Below are 13,010 nucleotides of genomic sequence, written 5' to 3' on the forward strand. Positions count from 1 at the left end.
GTGTTCAGACGGTGGGGAGCAGTCCGCCGTCGATCACATGGTTGGTGCCGGTCAGGTAGCTGGCGGCGGGGGAGACGAGGAAGGTGACGAGCGCGGCGACGTCGTCGGCGGTGCCGGGGCGTTGGAGTGGGACGTTGAAGGTGGTCATGAACTGTCGGCGTGCGGTGTCGAGGTCGGTGCCGGCTTCGTCGGCGAGGGTCTGGAGCCGGGCGGCGAGGGCGGAGGTCTCGATCACGCCGGGTGAGACCAGGTTGACCCGCACGTTGTGGCGGCCGACCTCGTTGGCGAGCCCTTTGCTGTATGTGGCCAGCGCGGCCTTGGCCGAGGCGTACGCGAGCGCCGCCGGCTGCGGTAGCCGGGCCGCGTTGGAGCCGATGTGCACGACGGCGCCGCCACCGGCGGCGATCATGGCGGGCACCACCGCGCGGTCCAGCCGGACGGCCGACAGCAGGCTGCCGTTGAGGTCGGTGAGCCAGTCGGCGTCGGTCATCGCCAGGACGCCGTCGGGAACGCGGGTTTGGCTGGCCGCGTTGTCAACGAGGATGTCGATGCCGCCGAGGTGGGTGGCCGCCTCGGCCGCGAGCTGGTTGGGGCCGTCCGCCGTGGCGACGTCGGCTGCGACGAAGTGCCCGGGTCCGTCGTAGTCGCCGCGGGATCGAGCGGATACGACGACACGGGCGCCGGCGTCGCTGAGGTGCCGGGCGATCGCCGCGCCGATCCCGCGGGTGCCGCCGGTGACGAGAGCCCTGGACCCTGGGAGTTCGCCCACTACAGGCTCCTTCAATCGATAATCGTCGATGATAGGTGAGCGTAGCATCGACGCATGCGTCGCGTCGTACATCCCTCCGTCGACCAGATCAGCCTGGCTGGTGTGCTGTCCGCGCTGGGGGACCCGATCCGGCTTGAGATCGTGAAGGTGCTCAGCGACGGGCAGGAGCATGTGCAACCGGACTTCGTCGTGCCGGTCGGGCAGTCGACGTTGAGCCATCACATGAAGACGTTGCGCGGCGCCGGTGTCGTCTTCAGTCGGCCTGAGGGCACGCGCTGCTTCGTGTCGCTGCGCGCCGAGCTTGAGCAGCTATTCCCGGGGCTGCTGGACGTGGTCCTCCGGTCGACTCGCCCATCAGCGGCGGAGCGGGCTTGAGCCGACGGATAGATCGGATGGATACGCGCTCTCACACCCGATCGATCACCCACACGGACACGTCCAGTGATGGTCAGCGTGACGACGCTGTCACCGGGTAGGTCTTGGAGGGGGTGCGGATCCGGGGTGCGCGTGCCAATGACACACCATCCGCTGTCGCGGCGGTGTTGTCCCTAGTACTGCAGCCCGTGCGCCCAGCGATCAGGAGGTTGTCGTCCAGCGACTCTGATGATCTTAAGTTCGTCGTCGCCTGCCGGTGAGAGTCCGGTCCGGGTACAGAGCTTGAACGTTCGGGGTCTGCTTGATCACATCTGGTCTGCCCGGGTATGGCCTGACCGCGATCCGGTCCATCCCTCATAAGGAGAAGCGGAAAAGAATCCTGCACAGCGAAGAAGGCACACGCAGGCGGCCCGGGCCACCAGCGCGGTCGCGCATGTCCAGACCCAGCCTTGCCGTGGTTGCCGAATTCACTCCTCAGTGAGCGGGGGACGGACCGTGCGGACGGGACCGGCCGCACGGTCGGGTCGCAGAAGGTGGTCGCCACCTTCAGTACCTACGCCGATGCCGAACGGGCCGTCGAGCGATCATCGTGCCGACCGACTCCCCCGGTTACACCGTCGTGCGCAGCGTGCCGACACTCGGCACCCGCCACAGCGTCACGGGCGACCACTGCGAGATCCGCCTGACCGACGTCCGGGTACCGGCGACCAACCTACTGGGCGCGCGCGGCCACGGCTTCGTCATCGCCCAGAAGCGGCTCGGCCCCGGCCGCATCTTTCACGCGATGCGGTGGCTCGGACAGATGCAGCGAGCCTTCGAACTGATGGTGGCCTGGGCCAACGAACGCTTCGCCCACGGTTCCCGCCTCATCGACAAGGGCGAGATCCAGCGTTACATCGCCGAATCCGCAACGGACATCTTCTACCACCGGGCCGCGCTGATCAACGCCGCGGAGGCCGTCGACCGTGGTTCACCCGCCCGCATCGAGATCGGGATGGTCAAGACCCGCGGTGCCGCCCTGCTGCACGACGTCGTCGACCGGGCCGTCCAGGTTCACGGCGCACTCGGCCTCACCCCCGACACACCGCTGGAAACGATGTACCGGCGGGCCCGCTACGCCCGCATCTACGACGGCCCCGACGAGGTCCACCGCGCGACGATCGCCCGCCTGCTCGGCAAGGACATCACCTCGTCCCCTGGACGATCGGCGGGGCCCCATAACCCGGAAGCCTTGCCATCCCCCCGACCAGGCGACCCGCCTCGCCGCGGTCGGCCGCCCGGGAGAAAGGGGTGGCGTGGTCGCGAGATCGGTGGCCGGTGGTTCGATCCGCTCCGCAAGCTGACGACTACTATTGGGGAAATATAGTCCGAAATGTATAAATATGTCCGCGCGCCGAAGGACGATTCCATGATCGTGGATGCTCTTCCTGCCCACCAACTCGGAGACGCCGACGCCCTGCTGGAGCGTGCCCGCGCGGCGGTGCCGACCCTGTCGGAGCACGCCGCCCGGACGGAACGCGATCTACGACCGGCGCCGGAGAGCGTGGCCGCGGTCCGCCAGGCCGGACTGTTCGCGCTCACCGTCCCGCGGGACGCCGGCGGCCTCGACGTCGATCTGCGTACCTTCGTCGGCGTCGTCGCCGAGCTCGGCCGGGGGTGTCCGTCGACCGCGTGGGTCACCGCGTTCTCCGCCGGCGCGAAGATGATGGCCGGCACCGTCCTGCCCGACGAGGCGCGCCACGAGCTCTTCGCCGATCCAGACGCGATTGTCTCCTCGTCCGGTGTCATGGTCGGCAGCAGCGGCCACCGGGTACCCGGCGGCCTGCGCATCACCGGACGGTGGCGGATGGCGTCCAGCTCAGAAGTCGCCACGTGGGCGGTGGTGATAGTTCCCGTGCTCGCCGACGACGGTCCGGCGACGGTCTGCCCGGCGCTCGTGCCCACCGTTGAGCTCACCATCGAGCGGAGCTGGCAGGCAGTCGGCCTGGCCGGGACGAGCAGCCACACCCTGGTCGCGGACGACGTGTTCGTACCGACCGCCAGGGTGGCCTTCCCCCCGCCCCCACCGGGGGACGCTTCCGCGGCACCGGGCGGGCCGCCCGCCCGCGGCGGCCTGCCCGCCAAGGTCGTGTTCGGTGCGGGGATGGGCGTGCTGGCTCCCGTCCTCGGGGCGGCGCGGGGTGCACTGGACGTCGTCGAGGAGATGTTCGCCGGGCCTCGGGCCCCATTCGGTACCATCTACCAGCGGCTGGTCGACTCCCCACTCGCCCGGTACTGGTTCACGGAGGCGACCTTCCTGGTCGACTCCGCCACCCGGCGCACGTTGCGGGTCGCGGATGTGGTCGATGCCCTCGGTCCGGATGAGCAGTTGCCGCCGCGGCGACGCGCGGACCTGCGGATGGACCTGACGACCGCGGCGCAGGAGCTCCGCGGGGCGATGGAGAAGCTCCTCGACCTGCATGGCGCGAGCGGATTCGCCCAGGACAACCCGCTGCAGCGCTTCTGGCGGGACGTGGCGGTGGGCACCAGGCACCCCTACCTGATGCCGCACATCGTCCCCGAGGAGTACGGCCGGCTTCTGTTCGACCTGGCGGACCCGGTGCTGCTGATGCTGTGAGCAGGGTCAGCCGAGGCGGACAGCGAGCAGGGCGGTGTCGTCCTCGGTATCGGCCCGTGATGTCTTTCAGCAGGCCCGATGTTCCGGGTGAGAACATACCTATATGCCTGATTTCAGGGGTTCTGTGGTAGTCGATGTCCAGGTGGATCACGAGCTGGTTCGNCTGGCGCGGGCGGGTGACGTCCCGAGTCTGGGGCAACTGCTCGCGCGGCATCGGGGCGAGATGATGGCCGTCGCGCTGGCGGTGCTTGGCCGCTCGGCGGAGGCGGAGGACGCGGTCCAGGACGCCATGTTCCTGGCCCTGAGCCGGATCAAGGACCTGCGAGATCCCGGCGCGGTCGGGCCGTGGCTGAAGACGATCGTCCGCAACTGCTGCCGGATGCAACTGCGGACGCGCACGCCGGTGCCGATCGGTGGCCTCGCCGACGAATCGCTTCGCGGGAGCGAGAGTGATCCGTCGCAGACGCTCGAACGTCACGCCGCCCGGGACTGGGTGTGGCATGCGATGGAGCAGCTGTCGCCGCCGCTGCGACTCGTGACAATGCTGCGCTACTTCACTGATGCGATGACGTATGAGCAGATCGCCGCGATGTGTGGTGTGCCGGTGGGCACGGTTCGCAGCCGGCTGAGCACGGCTCGGGCGAAGCTGTCACAGGAGCTGCTGACCGGCGCATCCTCTCCCCATCAGGATATGACGGCCCTCACAGCCGCGCGCTGGCAGGAAGCGGAGCAGACCCTGTCGGNGGGGCCGCAGGGCAGCTTCGGTCAGGTGCTGGGACAGACGTGGCATCCCGCCGTCGAGACCATCTGGGCCGACGGAAGGCGCACGCGCGGCATCGCTCCCATGGTCCAGGTGATGGACAGCGCGATGGCCGCCGGTGTCCGGCAGCGTCTCGCCGGAGTCATCGCCAGCCGGGAGATCGTCATCTGGGAGATCGACGTGCTCAACCCGGCCGTCGATCCCGGCCACTGCCCGCCGCGGACCTCCTGGTTGCTCTTTCTCGAGGGCGGACGAGTGTCTCGCTTTCGCCAGTTCCACGACCCGCGAAGCGACTCCTGACCGGGCTGTCGCCCGTGCGCGACTGCCGAACCTGATGCCCGGCATCCCCTGCTGGCGTCCCCTCCTGACCTCCTCCAACAATTTTTCCGGGTTGGCGAACTTTTTCGGATCGCGACGCATCTTGCGGAGTGGCGGTCTTCGGATCCTCGCGGGTTCGGCGACGCCGACGTCCTGGTCAGCCGTAGAGAGGCAGCAGCGACATGACTCGAATCTCCTCGACGTTCGTGCTTGTTCCCGGAGCCTGGCAGGGCGGATGGTCCTGGCAGCCGGTGGCCCGGCGGCTGCGCGCGGCGGGACATCCGGCCGTCACCCTGACCCCGCCCGGCCTGGCGGACGGCGACTCCCGGATCGGACTTCGCCTGTCCGATGCCGTCACGCACGTCGTGCGTGAGATCGAGGAACGCGGTCTGGACGACGTCACGCTGGTGGGTCACAGCTGGGGCGGCTATCCCATCACCGGTGCCGCGCACAGGGTGGCCNATCGCGTCTCGAAGGTCATCTACTACAACGCCCTGGTTCCGGCGCGGGGAGTGCCGTTGATCGACGAGAACGACGAATACTCGATCATGCTCCGGACGGCGATCGACGCCTCGCCCGACGGGAGCGTCTCCGTAGTCCCGGAACAGCTTCCGCTTCTGCTCCCGGATCAGTCCGAACAGGTCCGGAGCCTGTTCTTCGAGCTGCTTGTGCCACAGCCCGGTGGGTACTTCCTGGACTCTCTCGACGTCCCGGACGTCACCGCTGCCGGTATTTCAGCGGCCTACGTCCTCAGCGAGGACGACCGTGCGTTGGCCCGGCCTGGGGCGGAGTTCGCTGCCCGGCTGGGGCTGTCGCCCGTGATGGTGCCCGGCGGCCACGAGTCGATGCTGACGCATCCGGACGAAGTCACGGAGGCGCTCCTGACGGTCTAACCGCGGTCTCGGGCACGCCGGGGACCGTGTTGTTGACCCACAGATCCGGTCCCCTGGCTCCGCACCACCGGACCGGCCAGACCGGCCAGACCGGCTCTGTTGCACCCCGGCCGAGCCCAGGCCGCCGCCCAATCGACTGACGGTGAAACGGGCCCGGAATCGGATGGCCGGAGCAGCCGCGGCACACGGCGGACGTAGGCGACCAGTCCGAGGACCTCGGCGGGACTCCGGGTGACCACGACGACCTGGACGACCGCGAACCGGTCCGGCAGGGCGCGGGCAAGCGGCAGGACGACGCGGGAGTTGCGGGGGTCTGTTGCCTTGCGGCGGCAGGACATGGCTGTCCCTGCCGAGCCGATGATCAGATCGCGAGGGCAAGCTCGTCGAACGCAGCCGTCAGCCGCAACCGTGGGTCGGTATCGGTGCCGGTGCCGAGTTCGTAGTGTCCGCGACGGATGTTCTGGATCAGCGCATGCCCTGCGCTGATCGTCTGGGCGGAGCGCAGGCGTTTCAGCCCGCGCATCGGTCGCAGCCGGGCTTTGAGCCGGCTGTGATCGGATTCGATCCGGTTGTTCGCCCGGGCGGTATCGATGTGGCAGACGGCGGGGAGCTGTTCGTCGAGGACCCGCGGGTAGACGGCGGCGCGGTCGGTGGTCACCTCGACGGGACCGCGGCCGTGGGACAGGGCTCGGGTGAAGAACCGTCGGGCGGTGGCCTGGTCGCGGCGGGTGCCGGCCAAGACGTCGATGACCTGGCCGTGTTGGTCGACGGCCCGGTACAGGGAGGTCCAGCGGCCGGCGACCTTCACGGACGTCTCATCCACAAACCACCTGTCGCCCGGCCGGTGCCGGCATGGCCGGGCCGCCTCGGCGAGCAGGGGCGTGAAGCGCTGCACCCACCCGTACACGGTCACGTGATCGACCTCGATGCCGCGTTCGGCGAGAAGTTCCCTGCCGACTTCGGCTGGCCGGATGTTGTCGGCGTCGCTGATGGGGTGAGGCAGCAGGGGGAGGCCGCGGAGCGCTGTGTGGTCGGCCCATCGCGTCGGGAGCGTCGCGGCGTCCTGCTGCCTGCGTCGGTACCACTCTCCTTCGGCGACGGGGATGGTGTGGGCGAGGATTGCGCGGACGTCAGCGGTGGTGAACGAGCCGTCCGGACGGCTGCCTCGCCTGGGTAGGGGTTGCCGTCGGGCATGGTCGAGCCAATGGTTCCCGTTCGCGTCGACGAAGCAGCAGATCACGCGGACGGATTCGACGCNGAGTCGGGTGCTGACCTTGTCCTCCACAAGGTCGCTGCTGGTCAGCGTCGCGAGGGGGATCGCGCTCTTCGATGTCGGGATCACCGCCTGCTCGGCGATGCTGTAGCGGACCTCGTCCTCCACGCGCCGGGCCAGTTCGGNTTCGCTGAGGTCGGCGGAGAACGTCTCGTCGTAGACCTCCTCGACCAGCTCCTGCACGTCCTCGGGAATCGAGATCGTGCCGGACGCTCGCTGGGCCAGCAGGGTCGAGGTGCGCTCGAGCAGGGACCGGTCGTAGACGCCCGTCCAGCGATCGGGAAGATCGAGCACTCCCTCGCTGGTNGGCGGCGTGAGCACGACGAGCCGCGGTCCCGTGGCAGCCCAGGCAGGGCGTTTTCGTGCTGCTTACTACCAGCAGGCCTCCTCGGGGCTCCGCGGGTTCAGGACAAGGTCACCACGGGAGGTTCCCGGAGCGGTCGATGAACTGTCCGGTGGGCCCATCCGGACCGATTGTCGCGAGGGTCACGATGGACTCGGTGCCCTGGGCGACGCTGTGTCCAAGGCCGCCAGTGAAGTCGGTGGCGGTCTGGCCGGGGTCGGCGGCGTTGACCTTCACGTCCTTCAGTTCCTTGGCGTACTGGGTCGTGAGCATCGTGACCGCGGCTTTCGATGCGGAGTACAGGGGCAGGGCGTACTGCGACTCGACCCGTGCCGGGTCCTGGGTCATGCCGAAGGAGCCCATTCCGCTGGACACGTTGACGATGACGGGGTTCGACGACTTGCGCAGCAGCGGGAGGAACGCGTGCGTGACGCGCACGATCCCGATGACGTTCACGTCGAGGACGGCGCTCACGTCGGCCGCGGTGTACTCCTCGACGGGACCGACCCGGCCGAGGACGCCGGCGTTGTTGATGAGGACGTCGATCGATCCCTCGTGCGCGGTGACGTCGTCGGCGGCGGCCTCGACCGAGGCGTCGTCGGTCACGTCGATCTGGACTACCCGGGCACCCAGCGACTCGGCCGCGGCCCGGCCGCGCTCGAGATCGCGGGCACCGAGGAGAACGGTGTGCCCCGCCTCGACGAGGCGGCGGGCGGTCTCGAGGCCGAGGGACCTGTTGGCCCCGGTGATGAAAGTGGTGGTCATGCCAGGCTCCTCAGGGGTTCGAACAGCTTCGTTGTGCGCTGTTCACGGAACCAACACTGGAGCCCGCGAAGCCCGGGCGGGAGCTACGGAACTTCCTGGTACAACGCGTACCACCCACATGGTCCCCTCTCATTCCTGAGAGGACATCGTCTGGACACCGACGGCAGCCAGGAAGTCAAGTTTGCTGCGGGCGTCGGTGTCCGGCTGCGGGGTGTACACCACGAGGCGCAGGCTCGACCCTTGGGTGGTCAGTACATCGGAGCTCAAGGCGATATCTCCAGCCTCCGGGTGCTCGACGAGTTTGTGCGAGCTCTCATGGCCGCCCACCGATCGGCGCCTCCACAGCTGGCGGAACCGTGGACTGCTGCTCAACCTCGCAATCAGTGCCGCGAGGTCGGGATCGTCAGGGTATCGGCTTGTCGTCGCGCGCAGATCGGCGACGAGGGACTCCTCAAACGCCGCCCGCTCGTCCGAACTCTGCCGCACCCGCGGCAGCTCACCCAGCAACTGCCACACCAGAACGTTGCGGTCTGCCATGCTCTGAGCCGTGGGATCACCGAACGTGGCCGCGAACAGCGGATTCCAGTGCAACAATTGCCAGGTGGCGTCGTAGATCGCCAGTGGGTTGCCGGCGAGCTGGTCCACGATCCGGTATAGGCTTCCCGGGACGATTCGCGGGACCCGGCGGGGGTCCGCAGCGTGACCGGCCATACGCAGCAGGTGGGCATGCTCGTCGTCGGACAGATGTAGAGCGCGAGCCAGCGCGGAGCAGACCTGCGCCGAGGGCGTCGGTACCCGCCCCTGCTCCAGCTGCACCACGTACTCGACCGAAATGCCGGCCAGCATGGCAAGCTCCGCACGCCGCAGGCCGGGAACCCGACGAGGCGAGCCGTGCGCGAACCCCACCGCCGCAGGGTCCAGGCGATCGCGCCACGCCCGCAGCGCTGCACCGAGTTGATTCATGAACCCCATCCTCCGTCACTCAGCGCACCGCGGGGTGGTACGCCGTATACCACCAAGCCCCGTGGCTCCCGCCGAGCCGGATGGCCGGACTCAGCCGTCGCGGTTCTCGCCGCTGTCGCCGGTCGGCCCGTCGGAGGTCTCCGTGTCGTCACGGTTCTGGATCCTGTGGGGTGCCAAAAGTCGGCCTGGGTCTGTGGCCTGGGGCGATGCGCTGCCACGGGGCCGGCAGCATGATGGTCAGCTATGTCCATGCGCCTGCTCTACCTGATCTTCATGCGGGAGTGCGGGTGGCTGGCCCTGCTCGGTCGTTCATCGGCGTCCAAGAACGTCGAGTTGCTCGTGCTGCGGCACGAGGTCGCGGTGCTGCGCCGTACCCAGCCCAAGCCCCGGTGGGACTGGGCCGACCGGGCGGTCCTCGCCGCCCTCATCAGGCTCCTGCCCACGACGCTGCGGACCCACCGGCTGACACTCCCGGGACGGTCCTGCGGTGGCACCGCCGTCTGATCACAAAGAAATGGACCTATCCGCACCGGACCGGACGGCTGCCGGTCAGCACGGAGATCATCGCACTGATCGAACGGCTACAGATCTTGAATGGTCGGGGTCTGGTTACGGGGGGTGCGGGTTGAGGGCCAGGTCGGTTTGGCCGAGGAAGCCGGCGATGAGGTCGGGCCGGTACTGGATGCGTGTGAGCAGGGTCTTGATCGTGGTGGTGAGCTGGTCGATGGTGGGGCGGGTGTGGTTGCCCAGGTCGCGTTTGACATGCGCCCAGAGTCCTTCGACCGGGTTGAGGTCGGGGGCGTAGGCGGGTAGGCGGACCACGGTGAGCCAGTCGGGGTGCGCGGTGAGGAACGTCCGCATGGCGGCGCTGTGGTGGGTGTTGAGGTTGTCCCAGCACAGGATGATCGGAGCGTTCAGCTGGTGGTGCGCGGCGACGATCAGGGTGGCGTAGTCGTCTTCGGAGAAGCTGCGACGCTCACCTTTGCGGCCGTGGTGGGCCAGGACCCGGTAGAACAGCCGGGGCCGCTGGCCGGGCCGGTAGCAGACCACCGCGGCCATCGACACCCGTCCTGAGCCTTTCCCGGACACCCGCACGACGGGGGTGTGGCCAGGGGCCATACGCCGCCGGGCTGGGATTGAGCCGGACACCCGCACGACGGGGGTGTGGCCCTGGGGGGCCCAGGTCCGGGCCTTCGGGGGTCGCAGGCTCTGTCCGGCTTCGTCCTCGAAGACGATCCACGCGCCGGTCGTCGCCGCTAGCCTCGTACCTTCGCCCAGGTCTCGGCCCGCCACGCGGTGATCTTCTCCTCGTCGCGTTCGGTGGCGCGGCGGGCGGGGACCTGGGGGCTGTAGCCCAGGCGGTGCAGCAGATAGGAGGTGCCGCGCAGGGTGTAACGGACACCGAACAGCCGGCCGATCATCGTGGTGACCCGGGCCAGGGTCCACCGCTGGTCGGCCCAGCCGTGCACGGCCGGGCCCCGGGCCAGTTCCGCGTGCAGCCGGTCGAGCTGACGCTCCGAGAGCCGGCACGACGCCCCGCTCGGTCCCCGTGAGGCCAGTGCCGTCTCGCCGCCGGCCTGCCAGCGCCGCTTCCACTGGTAGGCCGACTTCGTGCTCACCCGCAGCCGCCCGGCCACCTCGACCGGATCGACCCCGTGGGCGAACAGGTCCGCGGCCTGCAGCCGGACCGCTTCCCGACGGGCACGACCCGGCGCCGTTAACCCACCACCATCCGCATACCTCATGCCTGCGGTAAGACCAGAACGCGGTCAGCTCATACCCGGACAGACCGGATGTGATCAAAGAGACCCTGACCATTCAAGACCTGTAACAGGTCACCGCCACACCACAACCAGCAGCCGAACCAGGCGTCGAAGCCGCCTGGCAGCCGGGGCGCCCACTGCGGTCACCTGACCGGACAGGTCACCTGACCGGACAGGTCACCTTTTCCCTCTAGGTTCTTTTCTCTCCGTTGGGCTCTTTCCGGCCGCGGCCACATGCCTTTCACACGATCGCGTCAAAGACTGCCGCGGACGGAGTTGACCGAGGACGGGAGTGTGGATGTCGGACTGGAGGCAGGTCCCATCGAGGCTTGGAGAAGGTTGGGCTCCGCCGCGCTCTGGTCGGTGATGATGCGCGACGACGAGATGTTCCTCATGCCGACCGTCCTCCGAACGGCGCGCTCTGGGGTTCGCAGCGACCTCGCGAGGAACCCGGACGGCTCGATTGACAGCGGCCGGCGTTTTTCCACCAGGAACCAGCGAAAGGCGGCTGATGCGCCCGCACACCGACCGGCAGCTCGTCCTCTCACCACTCCGCACCTTCCGGCGCCGTCGCTCGGCCGGTCGTCCCGGCACCGGCTGGCTGACCGGCAGTCCCCGGACCAGCACAAGGCTGCAGGATCGCAGCACGGTTCCTCGCTGACAGCACCACCAGCACACGATCGACCCGGACAACGCCGTTCTTGGAAGGAAACCGAGTGGACCAACGAGATCAGACCGTCCAATGGGGCGTCACGGCGGACGACGACAGGCGATCCGCCGGCTGGCAACTCCCGCGGTCCTTCCGGTGTTTGCCGGCGCTCGCGATGACCCTCCTCATCGGGCTTGGGGCCACCGCCTGTCGAGCCGCCACCGACTCGACAGCGCAGCCTGCGACTGCGACTGCGACGACCTTTCCGACTGCGGCAGACGCCGCGGTCGTCGCCAGTGCCGCCCCGACGCGGTCATCCATGCCACCGGGAAGTGCGGGCGCAGGCGGTCCTGGGTCCCTGGCCGTCGACATCACCTCTCCGGTCGCTGTTGCTGGCCATGCCTCCACGGCCGTCAGCTGCCAGTCCACCGCGCGGCGCTACGTCGAGTCCGGGACCACGACCGTCAACGGCAGGACGGTGTCGCAGAGCGTCCGGGTCATCGGCTACAACGGCCCTGGCAGCTACCCGGCTGTGATCACGGTGTCCGTCGTCGCGCCGGATTCCGGCCGTTACGCGATCGACGCGGTCCCAGCGACCGTCGACATCGCCTCGGCGGGCGGCTCCATGTCGTTCAGCGCGAGCACGACCGCCGGACCCACCCTCGCTGGCTCGATCAGCTGGGCCTGTGCCGGCTGATCCGTCAGCCGGCCGGCGCGGAGGGCGTCGATCCGCGCATCCACCCAGCCGCATCGAGTCCGGTCACCGTGCGGCCGATGCGCACGTGGGGTGCGGCGTACATGGCTGGCGGGCCCGACGGTGGCAGCGGGCCCAGGACGAGTTGGCGGCCGGCGTGGGGCGAGGATGCGGGATCTTTCCGGTTCCACGTGTGAAGAAAGGCGAGCCACCAGTTCCCCTCGGCATCGACGAACGGTTCGGCTCCGCCCGGCCCGACACCCGCGTTCCCGGTGCGCAGGAAGGGTTCGGTGTCGCGGTGCAGGGTCCGAGCGGCCCGGCGCGGGCGGCGGTCGCGGTGACGTAGTCGGGGCTGTGCCAGTCGCCGGCAGAGTAGATCAGATCGAATCGGCCGCCGCGGGCGAGCATCGCCGGGCCCTCCACGATGCCGTGTTGCCAGGCCAGGCCGGGGTGGAGCAGTGAGGTGGTCCCCGTTCTTCGGACAGTGATCCCTATGTGGGATAATTGATCCGTGAGCGGAGGAGATCAATGAGTCAGTCGCGGAGGCGGTACACGCCCGAGNACAAGGACGAGGCCGTGAAACTCGTCATCGATTCGGGTCGGCCGGTATCGGCGATCGCGAAGGATCTCGGTATCAACGAGGGAACCTTGGGGAGCTGGGTGGCCACCTGGCGTCGGACCCACCAGGGCGAAGAAGAGCCACTTTCGATGTCCGACCGCGCACGGTTGAAGGAGCTGGAGAAGGAGAACCGGGAACTCCGGATGGAGCGCGAGTTCCTCTCAAAAGCGACCGCCTTCTTCGCGCAACGCCATCAGTGACCGACAAGT

11 protein-coding genes and 4 pseudogenes are annotated in these 13,010 nt (G+C 68.7%); 9 read left to right on the forward strand and 6 right to left on the reverse strand.

All coding sequences use genetic code 11. The features are described 5' to 3' along the window. Positions 1 to 4: 4 nt before the first annotated feature. Positions 5 to 769 (reverse strand): oxidoreductase, encoded by a 765-nt coding sequence (locus UK82_RS01425; protein ID WP_201784150.1) that lies wholly within the window; start codon positions 767 to 769, stop codon positions 5 to 7. 54 nt (positions 770 to 823) lie between these two features. Between UK82_RS01425 and UK82_RS01430 the strand changes: the two genes are divergently transcribed. The 6 genes and pseudogenes from UK82_RS01430 to UK82_RS42205 all read left to right on the forward strand — a co-directional run. Then, complete coding sequence (locus UK82_RS01430) at positions 824 to 1,144, forward strand: helix-turn-helix transcriptional regulator (protein ID WP_055406052.1); 321 nt, start codon at positions 824 to 826, stop codon at positions 1,142 to 1,144. A gap of 580 nt (positions 1,145 to 1,724) precedes the next feature. Continuing rightward, a pseudogene (locus UK82_RS01435) lies at positions 1,725 to 2,348 on the forward strand (acyl-CoA dehydrogenase family protein); the annotation flags it as partial. A gap of 204 nt (positions 2,349 to 2,552) precedes the next feature. Further along, on the forward strand, positions 2,553 to 3,761 hold the full coding sequence (locus UK82_RS01440) for an acyl-CoA dehydrogenase family protein (RefSeq protein ID WP_055406054.1): 1,209 nt from the start codon (positions 2,553 to 2,555) through the stop codon (positions 3,759 to 3,761). Positions 3,762 to 3,960: 199 nt separating this feature from the next. Continuing rightward, on the forward strand, positions 3,961 to 4,504 hold a 544-nt coding region (locus tag UK82_RS42200), incomplete at its 3' end, for an RNA polymerase sigma factor (RefSeq protein WP_396230432.1). A gap of 517 nt (positions 4,505 to 5,021) precedes the next feature. After that, on the forward strand, positions 5,022 to 5,300 hold a 279-nt coding region (locus UK82_RS34905; protein WP_236705342.1), incomplete at its 3' end, for an alpha/beta fold hydrolase. Between the two features lies 1 nt (position 5,301). Then, a pseudogene (locus tag UK82_RS42205) lies at positions 5,302 to 5,732 on the forward strand (alpha/beta hydrolase); the annotation flags it as partial. A gap of 361 nt (positions 5,733 to 6,093) precedes the next feature. Here the strand turns inward: UK82_RS42205 and UK82_RS34910 are convergent. The 3 genes and pseudogenes from UK82_RS34910 to UK82_RS01465 form a co-directional block, all read right to left on the reverse strand. Beyond that, positions 6,094 to 6,681, reverse strand: a pseudogene (locus UK82_RS34910) (IS6 family transposase); the annotation flags it as partial. 739 nt (positions 6,682 to 7,420) lie between these two features. Continuing rightward, positions 7,421 to 8,113, reverse strand: a complete 693-nt coding sequence (locus tag UK82_RS01460) for an SDR family NAD(P)-dependent oxidoreductase (protein ID WP_055406057.1) — start codon at positions 8,111 to 8,113, stop codon at positions 7,421 to 7,423. Positions 8,114 to 8,242: 129 nt separating this feature from the next. Next, positions 8,243 to 9,076 carry a helix-turn-helix domain-containing protein gene (locus UK82_RS01465; protein ID WP_055406088.1) on the reverse strand — a complete coding sequence of 278 codons (834 nt, stop codon included), beginning with the start codon at positions 9,074 to 9,076 and terminating at the stop codon, positions 8,243 to 8,245. A gap of 243 nt (positions 9,077 to 9,319) precedes the next feature. On the opposite strand from UK82_RS01465, the gene UK82_RS01470 reads away from it, so the two are divergent. Continuing rightward, entirely contained in the window at positions 9,320 to 9,580 is a 261-nt protein-coding gene (locus UK82_RS01470; RefSeq protein ID WP_236705343.1) for a hypothetical protein, read from the forward strand. Positions 9,581 to 9,685: 105 nt separating this feature from the next. On the opposite strand, the gene UK82_RS01475 is transcribed toward UK82_RS01470, so the two are convergent. Together UK82_RS01475 and UK82_RS01480 are read right to left on the reverse strand one after the other, a co-directional pair. After that, entirely contained in the window at positions 9,686 to 10,195 is a 510-nt protein-coding gene (locus UK82_RS01475; protein WP_396230431.1) for a transposase, read from the reverse strand. Positions 10,196 to 10,332: 137 nt separating this feature from the next. Beyond that, the gene (locus tag UK82_RS01480) at positions 10,333 to 10,821 is read right to left on the reverse strand and encodes a winged helix-turn-helix domain-containing protein (protein WP_055406058.1); all 489 of its coding nucleotides are present in this window, start codon (positions 10,819 to 10,821) and stop codon (positions 10,333 to 10,335) included. A 986-nt stretch (positions 10,822 to 11,807) separates the two neighbouring features. On the opposite strand from UK82_RS01480, the gene UK82_RS01485 reads away from it, so the two are divergent. Together UK82_RS01485 and UK82_RS01490 are read left to right on the forward strand one after the other, a co-directional pair. After that, the gene (locus UK82_RS01485; protein ID WP_236705344.1) at positions 11,808 to 12,185 is read left to right on the forward strand and encodes a hypothetical protein; all 378 of its coding nucleotides are present in this window, start codon (positions 11,808 to 11,810) and stop codon (positions 12,183 to 12,185) included. A 559-nt stretch (positions 12,186 to 12,744) separates the two neighbouring features. Next, positions 12,745 to 13,010: pseudogene (locus tag UK82_RS01490) on the forward strand (transposase); the annotation flags it as partial.

The sequence above is a fragment of the Frankia sp. ACN1ag genome, assembly GCF_001414035.1.
Lineage (GTDB): Bacteria > Actinomycetota > Actinomycetes > Frankiales > Frankiaceae > Frankia > Frankia torreyi.